Source organism: Streptacidiphilus carbonis (assembly GCF_000787775.1).
In the GTDB taxonomy this organism is placed as follows: domain Bacteria; phylum Actinomycetota; class Actinomycetes; order Streptomycetales; family Streptomycetaceae; genus Streptacidiphilus; species Streptacidiphilus carbonis.
This window is the reverse complement of the sequence record NZ_BBPM01000008.1, coordinates 133,878-150,887: the sequence shown is the minus strand read 5'-3', so window position 1 is coordinate 150,887 and position 17,010 is coordinate 133,878. Positions and strand designations below refer to the sequence as shown.

Sequence of the window (17,010 nt, the reverse complement as noted above, 5' to 3'; positions counted from 1 at the left end):
CACGAAGTTACTGACGGGTCAACAGGCGGATGGGACAGAAAGCAGGCTGATCATCTGGCCGGGTAGAGCGAGTAGTCGGGGAAGTTGCCGTAGAGCTTCTCCTCGTCGCCCTCGGGGCCGTGGCTGACCGCCTGGACCAGCAGGTCGCCGCCGACGAACGCGCCCTTCCACGAGGCGCCCAGGCCGCCGAAGACCTCCTCGCGGTCCCCGCGTGAGCGCGGCTTGTTGATGCCGACCTTGAAGGCCAGCAGGTCCGGGGCGATCCTGGCGGCGAAGTCGGCGTCGTCGGTGGCGATGCTGGCGACCAGCGATCCGTTGCCGGCGTTCATCGCGGCCAGCAGCTCCGACTCGGTGTCCACCAGCACCACCGAGTCCAGCGGCCCGAACGGCTCGGAGTGGTGCAGCGCCCAGTTGGGCGGCGGGTCGAGCACGCTCGCCGGGGCGATGTAGGCGCCCAGGTCCTGGCCGGGCAGGAAGCTGCCGTCGGCCAGCGACCCCCGGTGCAGCGGGACGGCGCGGGCGACCACCGCGTCGTCGAAGTGCCGGGTCAGCTCGGCGGCCTTGGCGGCGTGGATCACCGGGCCGAAGTCCAGCTCGGGCAGCGCCGCCCCGGGGTCGGCGACGGCCAGCGGGTGGCCGAAGCGCAGATTGCCGAGGACGGTCAGATAGGTCTCCAGGAACCCCGGGAAGAGCCTGCGCTGCACCACGTAGCGCGGATAGGCGGTGCAGCGCTGCTTGGCGTACTCGAAGCCCTTGCGCAGATGTGCGGCCAGGGCCGGCCAGTCGCTGTAGTCCCAGACACCCCAGGTGTTGAGGCCCTCCTGCTCCAGGAAGTGGCGCCGGTTCAGGTCTGCCAGGGAGGTGGCGGCGCGGCGGCCGTTGGCCCGGCCGCCGACGAAGGCGAGCGCGCCCAGGCCGGGGGAGCGGATCAGCGAGTCGGCGATCTTCGCACCCGTGCCGGAGAGCAGGGTGACCGGCAGACCGGCGCGGCGCATCAGCGCGTGCGCCAGCGTGAGGCAGTGGAAGCCGCCCTGGGACGGCGTCTTGGCGATCACCGCGTTCCCGGCCAGCAGCTGCACCAGCTCGGCGTGCACCTGGACGCTCATCGGGTAGTTCCAGCTGGCGATGTTGGAGACCGGACCCGGCAACGCGGCCCGCGCACCGAGCTGACGCTCGATGTGCTCCAGGTACCAGCGCACCCCGTCCAGCGCACGGTCCACATCGGCGCAGGCCGGCCGCCAGGGCTTGCCGATCTCCCAGACCAGCAGCATGGCCAGCAGGTCGCGCTGCCCGGCCAGCGCCTCGACGGCGGCCAGCACCCTGGCCCTGCGCTCGTCCAGCGGGGTCGCCGACCAGCCGCGGTGCTCGGCGACGGCGAAGTCGACGGCGGCCGCCGCCTCCTCGACGCCGACCCGCGGCGGTCCGGGGATCGGGGTGCCGTCCAACGGGGTGGTGTGCTCGCCGGGGGTGCCGACGGCGTGCCAGTCGCCGCGGACCAGGTTCAGCAGCCGGTCGGGGGTGAACGCCTCGGGCGCGGCGGCCAGGCAGCGGGCGTAGGTGTCGTCCCAGGAAGTCCCGGGCTTGAGCTGGAGGGTCACGGTGGCGCTCCTGTCTGAGGGGAGGGAGCAGGTGCACGGTGCCGGATAAGGGCTCCGAGACTGGCACAGCCGGGATGCCGGTGGAACGCGGCCCCGGGGGTCTGTGGCCCTTCTCACGGTGGCGGCCCGGTGATCCCGGCCGGAGTAGTGGTCAACGACGTAACCGGACACAAGCGGCATCAGTGGCAATTCAGCGTATCGAGGCAGAAGTCCCCTAATCTCCTACTGGTCCGGAATAAGGGAGCCCTCCCCGGCCGGCGCCCGGAACTGCCGCTGAGACGGTCCGAGACAGGACGAGGTCGAACCCCTGATGCACAGCGCCCATGCTAGGCACGCCCGCAGCGGTCGGCACGCCCACCACCGTCGGCATGCGCACGGCCGTCGGCATGCCCACCACCGTCGGCATGCGCGCGGCCGTGCGGCCCTGATGGCGCTGGCCACGACCGGCGCGCTGGCCCTGGCGGCGATCGGGGGGCCCGCCATGGCGACCGTGGCGTCGGGTGCCGGCCGGCAGACGGCCGCCGCGGCCGCGACCCGGACGGCGCAGAGCGGCGCGAAGACGTCGGCCGGGCGGGTCTCCAGCGACCGGGCCGCCGCCAGGAAGTACGCCGCCACGGTGAAGCAGGCCGCGGCAGTCGCCGCTCCAGGGCGGGCGCAGTGGTCGGCTCCTGTTCCCGGCGCGTCGTTGAGCGAGGCCTACGGCGTCGCCGACAGCCAGTACGCAGCCGGGTACCACACCGGCACCGACTTCGCCGTCGACAGCGGCACCGCCGTGGTCGCGGTCGGCGACGGCACCGTGGTCTCGGCCGGCCGGCGGACCAGCTACGGCAACACCGTGGTGGTGCGGCTCTCCGACGGCCGCTACGCGCTCTACGCGCACCTGTCGGCCTTCGAGGTGACGGCCGGTCAGCAGGTCCGGGCCGGCGACAGGCTCGGGCTGTCCGGCAGTACCGGCAACTCCACCGGACCGCATCTGCACTTCGAGATCCGCACCAGCGACGTCTACGGCGCGGACGTCGACCCGCTGGCGTACCTGCGGGCGAAGGGCGTCGGCGACTTCTGACCGGTGCTCAGGCCGCTCCCGGTCGGCCGATCCGGTCGGCGACGTCCAGTGCCACCCGCAGCGCGATCTCGCGGCGCCCCTCCGCGTCCGGCAGTCCGACGGACGCCTCCGGATCCTGGGCGCAGGCCTCGCCGACGAACTGGGCGACATTGACGGACATCAGCGAGATCGAGGCGCGCAGCCGGTCCTCGAAGGTCGGCTCGGGGCCCAGCATCAGCTGGGTGAGCGCGAACATCAGGTCCTTGAAGCGGTTGCCGACCTTCAGCTCGCGGATGGTCGGCTGGTTCTCGTGGAAGAACCGCAGCAGCGGCTGCCGCGACTGCATGCCCTCGGTGAAGCGGCGGATGATCTCCTCCCGCAGCGCGGGGCTGTACGGCTGGTCCCGGCCCCACGCGATGGTGGCCTCGATGGGGGCGCTCATGGTGTCCACGATCCCGGAGAGGATGTCCTCCTTGGTCCGGAAGTGGTAGTACAGCGCCGCCTTGGTGACGCCCAGGCGGTCGGCGATCTCGCGCAGTGAGGTCTTCTCGTACCCGTGCTCGGCGAACAGCTCCAGGGCGACGTCGAGGATTCGCGCCCGGGTGTCCCCGCGAGGTGTCTGGGTGGTCATCGCTCCGCCTGATTGCCTGTCCGGTGAGGGAGGGGTGCCGTGCTTCTGCGCGTAGGTTAGCGGCCGTTCGCGCAGGTCCCGCCAGGGGTGGCGAAAAGTGGGTTGACGGCCTCCACCAAGTGAGCTTACCGTGCGGCTGTCGAGGGTACTAGCCGGTCGGCAGGTAAGTCCGTGCACCGGGAGGCAGAAGGATGGCTCAGGACCAGATTCCACAGCAGGGGGACCAGGCCGACGCCGACCCGAACCCGGAGCCCACCCCCGATCCGGACGCGCAGGTCGTCCGCACCCCGCGGGAGATCCGGATCGTGCTCAGCGGACTGCTGATCGCGATGCTGCTTGCGATGCTGGACAACATGATCGTGGGCACCGCGATGCCCACCATCGTCGGCGACCTGGGCGGCGTCAACCACCTCTCCTGGGTGGTCACCTCCTACATCCTGGCGACCACGGCCTCCACCCCGATCTGGGGCAAGCTCGGCGACCTCTACGGCCGCAAGGGCATCTTCATGGCCTCGATCGTGATCTTCCTGGTCGGCTCGGCGCTGTCCGGGCTCTCGCAGAACATGAACGAACTGATCGTCTTCCGCGCCGTGCAGGGGCTGGGCGCCGGCGGCCTGATCGTCGGCGTGATGTCGATCATGGGTGCACTGGTGCCGCCGCGCGAACGCGGCAAGTACCAGGGCATGTTCGCGGCCGTGATGGCCGTGGCGATGATCGGCGGACCGCTGGTCGGCGGCACCATCACCGACCACCTCAGCTGGCACTGGATCTTCTACATCAACCTGCCGCTGGGCGCACTGGCGCTGATCGTCATCGCGATCACCCTGCACCTGCCGAAGATCCGCTCCACCGCCCGCATCGACTACCTGGGCGCGGGGCTGCTCACGGTCGGCATCGTGGCGCTGGTCCTGGTCACCACCTGGGGCGGCCAGAGCTACGCCTGGGGCTCCTGGCAGGTCGCCGGGATGCTGGTGCTGGCGGCGGTCTCGCTGGCCGGGTTCCTCCGGGTGGAGCAGCGGGTGGCGGCCCGCGGCGAGGAGCCGGTGCTGCCGCTGCACGTCTTCCGCAGCCGCAACTTCAGCCTGATCTGCGCGCTGGGCTTCGTGGTCGGCTTCGTCATGTTCGGCGCGATCACCTTCCTGCCGCTGTACCAGCAGAGCGTGCAGGGGGCCTCGGCGACCAACTCCGGACTGCTGCTGATGCCGATGATGCTCGGCATGCTGGTCGTCTCCCTGGTCGTCGGACAGGCCGTCACCCGCACCGGCCGCTACAAGATCTACCCCGTCATCGGGACCCTGGTGATGACGGCCGGCATGCTGCTGCTGTCCCGGCTGGACGCCCACACCACCCGGTTCACCTCCGGGTTGTTCATGGTCGTGCTGGGCGCCGGGATGGGCTTCCTGATGCAGATCACCATGCTGGTCGCGCAGAACAGCGTGGCCCTCCGGGACATCGGCGTGGCCTCCAGCAGCTCCACCTTCTTCCGCACCATCGGCGGCTCCTTCGGCGTCTCCCTCTTCGGCGCCCTGTTCAGCTCCCGGGTCACCGACACCATGACCTCCAGGCTCGGCCCCGACGGCAGCCAGGCGATCGCGGGCCACGCGCAACTCACCCCGGGCATGCTCAGCCGTCTGCCGACCCCGGTCCGGGAGGCCTATGACCAGGCGGTCTCCAACGGCGTGCACAGCATTTTCCTCTGGGGCGCGGTCATCAGCGTGCTTGGGATCGCTGTCGCCGTCTTCCTGCAGGAGGTTCCGCTCCGCGCCACTCCCAAGCCCTCGGAAGCGGAATCCCAGGTGGCCGTGGAGGTCTGAGGCCGACTGCGGCAAGGTCCATGGTTGTTCACGCAGTTCCCCGCGCCCCTGGCTGGTTGCAACTGGGCCGGTTGCAGACCCATAGGGGCGCGGGGAACTGCGCGACAGGCCATCCGCCGACGCAGAGCCGCTCAGCCGGGGAGTCGGTAGACCCCCGGGGCGACCGGCTCCACCAGCCCGTCCGCCACCAACCCGTCCAACGCCCGCCCCCGCTGGACGGAATCCCCCCAGACGGCGTCCAAAGCGCTCTGCGGGACCGCCTCATGGGCCTCCCGCAGCACTGCGAGCAGCTTGCCCCGCGCCTGCCGGTCCGTTCCCGCGTAGGTCTGCCCCTTCCGGGCCGGCCCGTCATGGGCCGGGTACCCCGCCGCCCGCCACGCGCACTCCCGCGCCACCGGGCACCCCCCGCAGTCGGGGGCCCGTGCCGTGCACACCAGCGCGCCCAGCTCCATCACCGCCACCGCCCAGACCGCCGCCGTCTCCGGGTCGTCCGGCAGCAGCTCGGTCGCGGTGCGCCGCTCCGCCGCGGTGGTCGCGGTCGGAGGGTACTCGCGTCCGTCGACCAGCCGCGCGAACACCCGGCGGACATTGGTGTCCAGCACCGCGTGCCGCTGCCGGTGGGCGAACGAGGCCACCGCGGCAGCGGTGTACTCGCCGACGCCGGGCAGCGCCAGCAGCGCCGCGTGGTCGACCGGCACCTTCCCGCCGTGCTGCTCGGTGACCGCCGTCGCCGCCGCGTGCAGCCGCAGCGCCCGCCGCGGATAGCCGAGGCGGCCCCAGGCCCGTACCGCCTCGCCGGACGGTGCCGCGGCGAGGTCGGCCGGGGTCGGCCAACGCTCCATCCAGGCCTCGTACATGGGCAGTACCCGCTTCACCGGGGTCTGCTGCAGCATGAACTCACTGACCATCACCGCCCAGGGCCCCGCGGACGGCTCCCGCCAGGGGAGTTCACGGGCGTGGGCGGCGTACCAGGCGAGGACGGCCCGGTGCAGGCGGAGGGTCTCGGTATCGGCGTGCATAGCGCCGTCGATCCTCGCACACACCCGGTCACGGTGAGGTAACCGGAACGGACGTGCGAAACCATCCGAACGGACCATCAGGACGATGATGTGAAAGAAGGGGCCCCAGGTACGGCGGTGTTGCTCTGAGCGGGGGTTGATCTCTCGTAAGGTTTGCTCGTGCCTTCTCTGCGCAATCCCGTCGGACCGCTGCCGTCCTCCATCTACTGGCGTCGGCGCCTGGTCGTGCTCATTGTCGCCCTCGCCGTACTGGTGCTGCTGCTCTGGCTGTTGCTGCCCGGCGGGGGCGGGAAGAAACCCGGGACGTCGGGCGCCTCCTCCTCGCACCCGGTGACGTCGATCACACCCGGGCCGACCGGCTCCGGCGGGTCCAACGACGGCACGACCTCCACCGGCGGCGGCACCAGCTCCGGCAGCGGCAGCAAGAGCCCCAGCCCGTCGGGCGGCGCCTCGTCCAGCGCCCCGGCCGGGACCAACGGCGGCACCGTGGTGACGGTCACCGGCGGCGCCTCGGGCGGCGGCTCCGGCACCACCGGCGGCTCCGGCACCACCGGCGGGAGCAGCAGCTCCGGCGGCTCGTCCGGCAGCACCGGCGGCGGCAGCGGTTCCGGGGGAGGCAGCGGCGGCAGCGGAGGAACCAGCACCCCGCCGAACGCGGGCGGCACCATGAACCTGCCGGTGTGCGCGGCGGCCGACGTGGAACTCTCGCTGACCAGCACCGAGCAGTCCTACAGCTCCTCGCAGTGGCCGACCTTCCAGCTGGCCATCACCGACACCAGCGGCGCGGCCTGCCGGGTCGACCTCGGCGCCAAGTCGGCCGTGCTCACCATCAGCAGCGACGGCGACAACCACGTCTGGTCCTCCGGCGACTGCCCCCGGGACACCTCGGCCCAGTGGTACGCCGTGCCGGCCTCCGGCACCCCGCTGGACGCGCAGTTCCAGTGGTCCAGGATCACCTCGACCCCGGGCTGCACCCCGGGCGCCGGCGGCGGCGCGGTGGGCGCCGGGACCTATGTGGCCAGGGTCGGCATCGCCGGAGTGACGGTCCAGCCCTCGCACCAGTTCAAGCTCGCCCCGTTCGGCAGCTGACCCGCGTTCCACGTCCGGCGGGCTCCCCGGTCAGACGTAGCGCTCCAGGATCGAGGACTCGGCCAGTCGCGACAGCCCCTCACGCACCGAGCGGGCCCGCGACTCGCCGACCCCCTCGACGGTCTGCAGGTCGTCGATGCTGGCGGCGAGCAGCTTCTGCAGTCCGCCGAAGTGCTCGACCAGCCGCTCGATGACGGTGTTGGGCAGCCGCGGCACCTTCGCCAGCAGCCGGTAGCCGCGCGGGCTCACGGCGGCGTCCAGCGCCTCCGGGGTGCCCGGGTAGCCGAGCGCCTTGGCGACCGTCTGCAGGTCCAGCAGATCGCTGTGGGTCAGCCCCTCCAGATCGGTGAGCACGTCCTGGACGGAGCGGCCGCGCTTGGCGGCGCGCTCCGGGAAGTAGTCCCGGGCGACCAGCTCGCGCTCCGGCTCGACCCCCGCGATCAACTCGTCCAGCTGGAGCGACAGCAGCCGGCCGTCGGTGCCCAGCTCGATCACATAGCCGGCGATCTCACGGTTGATCAGACGGACCATCTCCAGCCGCTGGGCGACCGCGGTCACATCACGGACCGTCACCAGGTCCTCGATCTCCAGCGCGGAGAGCGTCCCGGCCACCTCGTCCAGGCGCAGCTTGTAGCGCTCCAGGGTGGCCAGCGCCTGGTTGGCGCGGGAGAGGATCGCGGCGGAGTCCTCGATGACCCGGCGCGCGCCGTTCACATACAGGGCGATCAGGCGCATCGACTGGCTGACCGAGACGACCGGGTAGCCGGTCTGCTTGTTGACCCGCTCGGCGGTGCGGTGCCGGGTGCCGGTCTCCTCGGTGGGGATGTCGGCGTCGGGTACGAGTTGGACCCCGGCGCGGACGATCCTGGTGATGTCCTTGTCCAGCACCACCGCGCCGTCGAGCTTGCAGAGCTCGCGCAGGCGCGTCGCGGAGAACTCCACGTCGAGGACGAAACCGCCGGTGCTGAGGGCCTCGACGGTCTTGTCGAAGCCGAGGACGATCAACCCGCCCGTACGGCCGCGCAGCACGCGTTCCAGGCCGTCGCGCAGGGGCGTGCCTGGTGCTACGGCGCTCAGTGAGGCCCGCAGAAGGGCCTCCTCGCGGGAGGAGCGATCCGCCCGGTCGTTGGCTGCCACGGGACGACTCCTCCGGTGGGGTGCGGTGTGCGCTCATGAGTTTACCGTCGGCCACGGCGCGTCGTGTCTGGTTATCGGGCCGAGCCCCCCGGAGCCATGGCTGCCGTCGGCGGAGGAGTCACCGTCAGCGATGGCTTGTCGCGCAGTTCCCCGGCCCCCATGGGTCTGCAACCCGCCCGGTTGCAAGCGGCCAGGGGCGCGGGGAACTGCGCGAACAGCAACCGGTTACTGCGTAACACCCTCCGCTGGACGTGCAGCACGACGCCGCCCGGGAATCGCCACCAACGCTTCACCGATGGTCGCGACCTCGGTGACCCGCATCCCCTTGGGCACCTTCCCGGGATCCGGCGGAACCAGCGCGTGCGTGAATCCGAGGCGGGCCGCCTCGGCGAGCCTGCGTTCCACGCCGGTCACCCGGCGGACCTCCCCCGCCAGCCCGACCTCGCCGATCGCGACCAGGTTGGCCGGCAGCGGCGTGTCCGCCGCCGAGCTGGCCACCGAGAGGGCGATGGCCAGGTCCGCCGCCGGCTCGGTCAGCTTCACCCCGCCCACCGTCGCGGTGTAGATGTCGAGCTTGCCCAGGCGCACGCCCCCGTGCCGCTCGACCACGGCCAGCACCATCGCGATCCGGGGCGACTCCAGCCCCGAGGTGGTCCGCCGGGGCGAGGGGATCTGGGAGTCGACCATCAGCGCCTGCACCTCGGCGACCAGCGGGCGCCGCCCCTCCAGGGTGACGGTCAGACAGGTCCCGGGCACGGGTCTGTCCCGCTTGGTCAGGAAGAGTCCGGACGGGTCGGCGACGCCGGAGATCCCGGCGTCGTGCAGCTCGAAGCAGCCGACCTCGTCGGTGGCCCCGTAGCGGTTCTTGACGCCGCGGATGATCCGCAGCCGCGCATGCCGGTCGCCCTCGAAGTGCAGCACCACGTCCACCAGGTGCTCCAGCAGCCGGGGGCCGGCGATCGAGCCGTCCTTGGTGACATGGCCGACCAGCAGGGTCGACATGGCGCGCGACTTGGAGACCCGGATCAGCGCCGCGGTCACCTCGCGGATCTGCGCGGGACCGCCCGGCGCGCTCTCCAGCTGGGCGGAGGCGACGGTCTGCACCGAGTCCAGGATCAGCAGCGAGGGCTGCACCTGCTCGATGTGGCCGAGGACGGCCGCCAGATCGGTCTCGGCGGCGAGGTACAGGTGCGGGGAGAGCGCGCCGATCCGGTCGGCCCGCAGCCGGACCTGGCTGGTCGACTCCTCGGCGGTGATGTAGAGGGTGCGGTGCGCGTCACTGGCCGCCTTGGCGGCCACGTCCAGCAGCAGCGTGGACTTGCCCACGCCGGGCTCGCCGGCCAGCAGCGCGACCGCGCCGGGGACCAGGCCGCCGCCGAGCACCCGGTCCAACTCGCCGATGCCGGTGGGCCGGGAGGCGGCCACCGTGGCGTCCACCTGCCCGATCGGCCGCGCGGCCGTGCTGACCGGCCCGGCGGCGGTGGTGCGGACGGCGGGGGCGCCGTACTCCTCGATGGTTCCCCAGGCGTTGCACTCGGTGCAGCGGCCGGTCCATTTGGGCGGGGTGTTGCCGCACTCCGTACAGCGGTACGAGGAGCGCGGGGCCTTCGTGGAGGTGGTTCGGGCTGCCATGCCCCGAACGCTACAGCCCGGCACCGACAACCACGGGAGGCCCCCGGGATCACAGCAGGCCGCCCCGAAGGAGCGCTGGTCACTCGAAAGAGCTATAGCCGGGCCATCCGCCCACCGACCGTGCGGGTGCGGCCTACCGTCGGTGGAGTGACCACCGACGCGCAGGCCAGAGCCGTACCCCGGCCCCCGGTCCGATCAGCCGGCCGATCAGCGGAGCCGGGAGCGCGGGCACCCGGCGCCCGCGCCCTGGAAGAGGAGTGGGAGCAGCTCGGCGACGCCCTGTTCACCTACTGCCTGTCCGTGCTCTGCGACCAGGAGGAGGCCGTCGCCGCGGTGCGCGAGCTGCGGCAGCTGTCCGCGCGGCACCGGCGTCGGCTGCGCCGCCCGGAGCAGCTGCGGGCCTGGCTGTACGCGCTGGCCCGGCATGTCTGCCTGGTGCGGATGGAGGCCGAGCCGGTGCGTGCGCTGACGCGTCGTCCGATGGGCCGGCACAGCGCCGAGCACGCCCGGCTGGAGCAGTTGGCCTGGCCGGAGGCGGCCGGGGTGGCCCCGGCCCAGCGGGAGGCGCTGGAGCTGGTCGGCCGGCACGGCCTGGCCACCACCGAGCTGGCGGCGGTGCTGGACCTGCGCGCCGACCAGGCCGGGGTGCTGCTGGCGCAGGCGGTCTGCGAGCTGGAGCGGACCGCGGCGGCGCTGGCGGTGCTGGCCGCGGCGGACTGCCCGGAGCTGTCCGTGCTGGGCCGGGGGCGCGGTCCGGTGCTGAGCGCCGCGCTGCGCGGCGAGTTGGTCCACCATGTGGACGACTGCCCGACCTGCCGGGGCACGGCCGAGCGCGCCGCGGCGGCCGGGCCCTGGCCCGGGACGTTCCGCGCGCCGGGTGCGCTGGTGCTGGTGGAGGCGCCGCGGGAGGCCCGCAAGGCGTCAGCGGGGGACCGCTTCTTCGCCTCGCTGGGCGTGGGCCCGGCCGCGGGCGCCGCATCGGCGCGTGGCGGTGCCCCGAGCGCCGAGCGCGAGCTGCGCTTCGACCGGCGCGGCTTCCCGATCCACCGCACCGCCGCGGCCGAGCGGGCCGGGATGCTGCGGCAGCGTGCGGTGGCCGGTTCGGTCATCGCCCTGGTGGTCGCCGCCCCGGTGGTGGCGCTGTGGACCTCGCACCAGAGCACCGCGCTGCCGGAGGACCCGGTCTCCTCGGTGCAGGTGGACCCGGCGCCGGTGGCGACCGACGGTCCGTCAGGAGCGCCGTCGGCGTCCGGCGGCGCCTGGTCCGGCGCCGCGGTGCCGGAGCGGGCGCGGACGGCCGACCTGACCGTCGCGGTGTCCGGCAGCCCGCTGCCCGGCTCGTCCGATCGGTCCGGGTTCCCCGCGGTCGCCCCGCCGGTGGCCCCCGCGCTGCTGGCGCCGGCGCCGACCCGGCTGGACGTCAGCGCCGGCGAGCTCAACGGCCGTACCGTGGTCACCCTGGTCAACAGCGGTGGTACGCCGGTGGCCTGGCAGGCCGCCACGGCGGCGGCCTGGCTGCGGCTGAGTCGGGACGCCGGGACGCTCCAGCCGGGGGAGCGGCTCACCCTGGTGGTCACCGTGGACCGCGCGGCGCTGCCGGAGGGCCCGTGGACGGCCTTCGTCGCGATCACGCCCTCGGGCTCCGTGGTGACCCTGCACGGCCCGGGCACGGGGGTGGGCGGCGGCCTCCGGGGCAAGCCGACGCCGCCCCCGACGTCCTCCGGCAGCGGCACAGGCAACGGCAGCGGCACAGGTAACGGCAGCGGCGGTCCGACCACGAGCCCCCCGCCGACCACGGCCCCGCCCACCACCGCCCCGCCGAGCAGCGCACCCCCGACCGGCGCCCCCACCACCGCACCGCCCACGAGCTCCGCGCCTCCCAGCACTCCGCCGCCGTCCGGCTCGTCCTCGGCCTCCGGATCCCCGTCCGGGAGCGCGCCGTCGTCGGCGCCCCCGTCGGGCAGCGCCTCGCCGGCACCCCGCGGCTGACCCCGGGTCAGGCCCCGGTGGAGAGCCCCTGGTCCGCCGGGTGCGGTGCCACCGGCTCGCCCGGGGCGGCCAGTCGACGTTCGCACAGTTCGACCAGGACGGCGTAGCCGCCCGGGCCCATCAGCTCGACCAGTTCGGGCCGGTAGCTGACATAGACCGGGTCCGGGCCGACATGGGCGTCCGGGCTGCCGGTGCACCACCACTGGAGGTCGTGGCCGCCGGGGCCCCACCCCCTGCGGTCGTACTCGCCGATGGTGACCTGGAGGTAGCGGGTTTCGTCCGGCCGGTCGATCCAGTCGTAGGTGCGGCGCACCGGAAGCTGCCAGCAGACGTCGGGCTTGGTCTCCAGCGGCTCCCTGCCCTCGCTCAGAGCCAGGGTGTGCAGGGCGCACCCCTCGCCGCCGGGGAATCCGGGGCGGTTGAGGAAGATGCAGGCGCCGTCCACCCGGCGGGTGCGCAGGTCGCCGTCCTCGTCGGGCTCGCTGATGCCCTTGGCGCCGGTGCCCTTGCTGTGGAACTGCCAGGTCTCGGGGGTGAGCCGGGCCGCGTGGCCGAGCACCCGCTGCTGGTCGTCCTCGTCCGACCAGTGCGCCCCCAGGGTGCAGCAGCCGTCGCTGGCGCGGCCGGGCCGGATGCCGTGGCAGCCGCGGCCGAAGACGCAGGTCCAACGGGAGGTCAGCCAGGTCAGGTCGCAGCGGAAGACCTGCTCCGCGTCGTCCGGGTCGGCGAACTCGACCCAGGCCCGGGCGAAGTCCAGCGGCACCTCGCGCTTGCGCGCGGCGGCCGCGGCCTTCTTCGCAGCCTTCTCGACTGCCTTGCGATCGGTGATTGTCACGTCTACGGCTGGCACCCTGCCAACCCTACGGCGTCGGCGCTGCTCCGGCGCCTGCGCCCGGCCGGTGGGCGGAGCCGCTCCGGACGTCGCCCGCGGCCCGTGCGCCGCTACTGCACGTTGGTGGAGAACAGTCCGCCGGTCGCGCCCTGCTTGTCCCCGCCCTGGGCCTTCCGCAGCGCGTTGGCCAGGCCCTCCAGCGTCATCGACTGCAGGATCACCTTGCCGTTGCCCTCCAGCGTGGCCAGCGACAGGCCCTCGCCGCCGAACATCGCGTTCATCACACCCTGGCGGTTCATCCGGCCCACCCGCTCGACCCCGTACCGCACGCCCTCCTCGAAGGCGACGATGCAGCCGGTGTCGACCTGGAGCCTGCCGCCGAAGTCGGCGAGGTCCAGGTCGATGAAGTTGCCGGCGCCGGCGATGACCACGGTGCCCTGGCCGGTGAACTTCTCCAGGATGAAGCCCTCGCCACCGGACATCCCGGTGCGCAACCCGGAGAAGGCGATGCCGAAGTTCACCCCCGACTCGGCGGCCACGAAGGCGTCCTTCTCGGCCATCCAGGCCCGCCCCGGGGTGATCTCCAGTGCCCGCATCTCACCGGGGAGCGTCCCCGCGAAGCCCAGCGTGCCCTCGCCGCCCTGGGCGGTGAAGTACTGGAACGCGATGCTCTCGCCCGCCAGCATCCGCTGGCCGGCCTGCATCGCGGTGCCCATGGCCTGGCGCAGCATGCCGCCCATGCCCCCACCGCCGCCCTGGCCGCCGCCGCCCTGCTGGTTGCCGTTGGGGGCGGAGATCCGGGTGTCCATGCTCACGTTCACCGTCTTGAACAGGAACTTTCCGGCCTCGCAGTAGACCGTCTGTCCGGGTTGGAGCTGGACGACGGCCATCTGCATGGCGTTGCCGACGATCTGGAGTTGCAGGGCCACGGCGGATCTCCTCGGGGGACGGATCGGTCCACCGGTGAACGTACCGGGCAGGGCCGGCGGTTCCGGCGGCGGGGGAGCGCACGGACGGGCGGGGGCGCACTCCCGGCCCTGGGATGATGGCCCTCCCGGGGTCGCGTACCGTGGCGCATTATGCGACTCGGCGTACTCGATGTGGGATCCAACACCGTCCACTTCCTGGTGGTGGACGCGCACCCCGGTGCTGCACCGGTGCCCGCCTACTCGCACAAGATCGAGCTGCGGCTGGCCGAACTGCTGGACGACGGCGGCGCCATCGGTGACGAGGGTGTGGAGCGCCTGGTCGGGATGGTCGCCTCCTCCATGCGGGTCGCCGAGGACAAGGGCGTCGAGGAGGTCCTGCCCTTCGCCACCTCCGCCGTCCGCGAGGCCGTCAACGGCGAGGAGGTGCTCAAGCGGGTCCAGCGGGAGACCGGGGTCGAGCTGCAGGTGCTCTCCGGCGGCGACGAGGCCCGGCTGACCTTCCTGGCCGCCCGCCGCTGGTACGGCTGGTCGGCGGGACGGCTGCTGCTGCTGGACATCGGCGGCGGCTCGCTGGAGATCGCCTGCGGGATGGACCAGCAGCCCGACGCGGCGGTCTCGCTGCCGCTGGGCGCGGGCCGGCTCACCGTGGGGTGGCTGCCCGGCGACCCGCCGGAGGCCGAGGACGTGCGGTCGCTGCGCCGCCATGTGCGCGCGGAGATCGCCAGGACCGTGGCCGAGGTGGTCCGGCTGGGCGCGCCGGACCGCTTCGTGGGGACGTCCAAGACCTTCAAGCAACTGGCCAGGATCACCTCGTTGCGCGATGCGGGGCCGGTCGGCTCGGCACCCGCCGCCGGGGGGTCACGCGGGGGTACGGGGGGTCGCCCCCCGAAGAGTTGGAGTACCGGCGCGGCCCGCGAGGCCGACGGCCCCTATCTGCCGCGCAAGCTCACCCGGGGCTCGCTCTCGGCCTGGGTGCCCCGGCTGGCGGCCATGACGGCGGGTCAGCGGGCGCTGCTCCCGGGCGTTTCGGAGGGCCGGGCGCGGCAGCTGCTGGCCGGGGCGCTGGTGGCGGACGGCGCGATGGACCTTTTCGGGGTGGACGAACTGGACATCTGCCCCTGGGCGCTCCGGGAGGGGCTGATCCTGCGGAGGCTGGACCAGATGTCCGGCGAGCAGTAGCGGGAGCCCGGCAGTCCGATACTTCGTACACCTGTCCGGATGAGGTCGCCGGTGGTGAGGCACCGTCCCCTGGGGTTGCGGAGCCGCATACGCTGTCTCCCGTGGCGGAACCAACGGACGACACTTCGACGCCGGACCAGCCCGCGGCGGCCAGGGCCACCCGGGCGAAGAAGACCGGTGCCGTCAAGAAGGCCGTGGCGGTCAAGAAGGCGGTGGTGAAGAAGGCCGCGGGCACCGGCAAGAAGGCGGTGGCCAAGAAGGTCGCCGCCAAGAAGTCGGCCGCCCCGAAGAAGGCGGTCAGCCCCGGCAGGGCGGCCGCCCAGCAGCCCCCGCGGCCCGCGCCGGCGCTCTCGGTCACCCCGCGCGCCCTGGCCGTGCCCCCGTCCGCCCGCGCCCTCAGCGCCCCGGTAGTGGTCCCGGACGCCAAGGTCGCGCTGTCCACCGCCTCCGTCTACCCCGAGAACACCGCGGCCGCCTTCGAGATCGCCGGCCGGCTCGGCTACGACGGCGTCGAGGTGATGGTGTGGACCGACCCGGTCAGCCAGGACATCGAGGCGCTGCGCCGGCTCTCCGACTACCACGCGGTGCCGATCCTGGCCGTGCACGCCCCCTGCCTGCTGATCACCCAGCGGGTCTGGGGCACCGACCCGTGGACCAAACTGGTCCGGGCCCGCGCGGCGGCCGAGAAGCTCGGGGCCTCCACCGTCGTGGTGCACCCGCCGTTCCGCTGGCAGCGGCAGTACGCCAGGGACTTCGTCCAGGGTGTCTGGCAGATGGCGGGGGAGACGGACGTCCGCTTCGCGGTGGAGAACATGTACCCCTGGCGCTACCGGGACCGCGAGGTCGCCGCCTACGCGCCGGACTGGGACCCCACCACCGAGGACTACCGCCACTTCACCGTCGACCTCTCCCATGTGGCCACCTCCCGCACCGACGCCCTGGCCATGGTCGGGCGGATGGGCGACCGGCTGGCCCATGTCCACCTCGCCGACGGCTCCGGTTCCGCCAAGGACGAGCACCTGATCCCGGGCCGCGGCACCCAGCCCTGCGCCGAACTCCTGGAGGGGCTGGCCCGCAGCGGCTTCGACGGCCACGTGGTGTTGGAGGTCAACACCCGCCGCTCGCCCGGCCCCGTCGAACGCGAGGCCGACCTGGCGGAGGCACTGGCCTTCACCAGGCTCCACCTGGCCGCGGCCACGGCGGCAGGACCTGACGCCGCAGCACGGCCTGCCACCGCAGCACGGCCTGCCACCGCAGCAAGACCAGGAGGAAGCCCCCGATGACCTCGCTCCACGGAACCGCCCTGGCCTCGTCCTTCGGCGCGGTCGCCGCCCAGTACGACGCGGCCCGCCCCGGCTACCCGGACGCCCTGTTCGACGCGATCGAGGAACTGGCCGGCCGCCCGCTGCGCGGGGCCAGGGTCCTGGACGTCGGCGCGGGCACCGGCAAGGCCACCCGCCGGCTGCGCGAACGCGGCGCCGAGGTGGTCGCGGTCGAACCCACCCCGGGCATGGCCGAGCAGCTCCGCGCCACTACCCCGGACGTCCCGCTGGTCCGCGGCGACGGCGACCACCTGCCCTTCGCGGCCGACTGCGCCGACTTCGTCACCTACGGCCAGGCCTTCCACTGGACCACGCCGGAGCGGTCGGTGCCGGAGGCCGCCCGGGTGCTGCGGCCCGGCGGCGCGATCGCGCTGTTCTGGAACATCAAGGACCGCTCCGCCGTCTGGCCGCTGGAGCAGGAGCGGCGCATGATCGCAGCCTGCCCGCAGTACCACGGCTACAGCGCCGTCGACGAGAGCGCCCCGGAGCTGGGGCGGCACGGCCTGGACCCCCGCCGGGCCCTGCTGCACTGGAGCCGCCGCATCCCGCTGGACCAGTCCCTCGCCGACCTCGGCTCGCGCTCCTACGTCGCGGTGCTGGAGCCGGCCCGGCGGGCCGAGCTGATGGCGGCGGAACGCGAGGAGCTGCTGCGGGTCTTCCCGGACGGCGAGGTGGTGGAGGACTTCCAGCTGGACCTGACGGTCGGGGTGGTCGTCAGGTAGTGCTGTGGCGTACCGCATTCCGGACAGAGTGTCCGAGGGGCGGGCAGCAAGCGTAGGCTCGTCTGTCACAGACGA

Annotated in this window: 14 protein-coding genes; 7 read left to right on the top strand and 7 right to left on the bottom strand. The window is 73.2% G+C overall.

The features are described 5' to 3' along the window. Positions 1-50: 50 nt before the first annotated feature. A complete protein-coding gene (locus tag TR46_RS08975; protein ID WP_042396436.1) occupies positions 51-1,598 on the bottom strand; it encodes an aldehyde dehydrogenase family protein in 1,548 nt (515 codons plus the stop codon). 427 nt (positions 1,599-2,025) lie between these two features. Between TR46_RS08975 and TR46_RS45235 the strand changes: the two genes are divergently transcribed. Then, positions 2,026-2,661 carry a M23 family metallopeptidase gene (locus TR46_RS45235; protein WP_052432644.1) on the top strand — a complete coding sequence of 212 codons (636 nt, stop codon included), beginning with the start codon at positions 2,026-2,028 and terminating at the stop codon, positions 2,659-2,661. Positions 2,662-2,668: 7 nt separating this feature from the next. Here the strand turns inward: TR46_RS45235 and TR46_RS08965 are convergent, their stop codons facing one another. Further along, entirely contained in the window at positions 2,669-3,271 is a 603-nt protein-coding gene (locus tag TR46_RS08965; protein ID WP_042396434.1) for a TetR/AcrR family transcriptional regulator, read from the bottom strand. Positions 3,272-3,462: 191 nt separating this feature from the next. On the opposite strand from TR46_RS08965, the gene TR46_RS08960 reads away from it, so the two are divergent. After that, positions 3,463-5,085, top strand: a complete 1,623-nt coding sequence (locus tag TR46_RS08960) for an MDR family MFS transporter (protein ID WP_174505106.1) — start codon at positions 3,463-3,465, stop codon at positions 5,083-5,085. A gap of 131 nt (positions 5,086-5,216) precedes the next feature. On the opposite strand, the gene TR46_RS08955 is transcribed toward TR46_RS08960, so the two are convergent. Then, positions 5,217-6,104: an HhH-GPD family protein gene (locus tag TR46_RS08955; RefSeq protein WP_042396432.1), complete on the bottom strand. Its 888-nt coding sequence runs from the start codon at positions 6,102-6,104 to the stop codon at positions 5,217-5,219. A 159-nt stretch (positions 6,105-6,263) separates the two neighbouring features. Here TR46_RS08955 and TR46_RS40805 point away from each other — a divergent pair, with 159 nt between their 5' ends. After that, positions 6,264-7,193 (top strand): hypothetical protein, encoded by a 930-nt coding sequence (locus TR46_RS40805; RefSeq protein WP_052432643.1) that lies wholly within the window; start codon positions 6,264-6,266, stop codon positions 7,191-7,193. 30 nt (positions 7,194-7,223) lie between these two features. On the opposite strand, the gene disA is transcribed toward TR46_RS40805, so the two are convergent. Both disA and radA read right to left on the bottom strand, forming a co-directional pair. Beyond that, entirely contained in the window at positions 7,224-8,330 is a 1,107-nt protein-coding gene (disA, locus tag TR46_RS08945; protein ID WP_042396430.1) for a DNA integrity scanning diadenylate cyclase DisA, read from the bottom strand. Between the two features lie 225 nt (positions 8,331-8,555). Next, positions 8,556-9,962 (bottom strand): DNA repair protein RadA, encoded by a 1,407-nt coding sequence (radA, locus tag TR46_RS08940; protein WP_042396428.1) that lies wholly within the window; start codon positions 9,960-9,962, stop codon positions 8,556-8,558. Positions 9,963-10,109: 147 nt separating this feature from the next. Between radA and TR46_RS08935 the strand changes: the two genes are divergently transcribed. Then, entirely contained in the window at positions 10,110-11,951 is a 1,842-nt protein-coding gene (locus TR46_RS08935; protein WP_042396426.1) for an RNA polymerase sigma factor, read from the top strand. A gap of 7 nt (positions 11,952-11,958) precedes the next feature. Here TR46_RS08935 and TR46_RS08930 read toward each other — a convergent pair whose 3' ends face one another. Then, entirely contained in the window at positions 11,959-12,780 is an 822-nt protein-coding gene (locus TR46_RS08930; RefSeq protein WP_042396559.1) for a DUF3109 family protein, read from the bottom strand. A gap of 113 nt (positions 12,781-12,893) precedes the next feature. Continuing rightward, positions 12,894-13,712: an AIM24 family protein gene (locus TR46_RS08925; RefSeq protein ID WP_084718121.1), complete on the bottom strand. Its 819-nt coding sequence runs from the start codon at positions 13,710-13,712 to the stop codon at positions 12,894-12,896. Positions 13,713-13,862: 150 nt separating this feature from the next. Here TR46_RS08925 and TR46_RS08920 point away from each other — a divergent pair, with 150 nt between their 5' ends. The 3 genes from TR46_RS08920 to TR46_RS08910 all read left to right on the top strand — a co-directional run bounded on the left by TR46_RS08920 (position 13,863) and on the right by TR46_RS08910 (position 16,935). Continuing rightward, entirely contained in the window at positions 13,863-14,891 is a 1,029-nt protein-coding gene (locus tag TR46_RS08920; RefSeq protein ID WP_042396424.1) for a Ppx/GppA family phosphatase, read from the top strand. A 374-nt stretch (positions 14,892-15,265) separates the two neighbouring features. Next, positions 15,266-16,174, top strand: a complete 909-nt coding sequence (locus TR46_RS08915) for a sugar phosphate isomerase/epimerase family protein (RefSeq protein WP_042396550.1) — start codon at positions 15,266-15,268, stop codon at positions 16,172-16,174. Then, positions 16,171-16,935, top strand: a complete 765-nt coding sequence (locus tag TR46_RS08910; RefSeq protein ID WP_042396422.1) for a class I SAM-dependent methyltransferase — start codon at positions 16,171-16,173, stop codon at positions 16,933-16,935. Before TR46_RS08915 ends, TR46_RS08910 begins: the two co-directional genes overlap by 4 nt. The last annotated feature ends 75 nt before the right edge of the window (positions 16,936-17,010 follow it).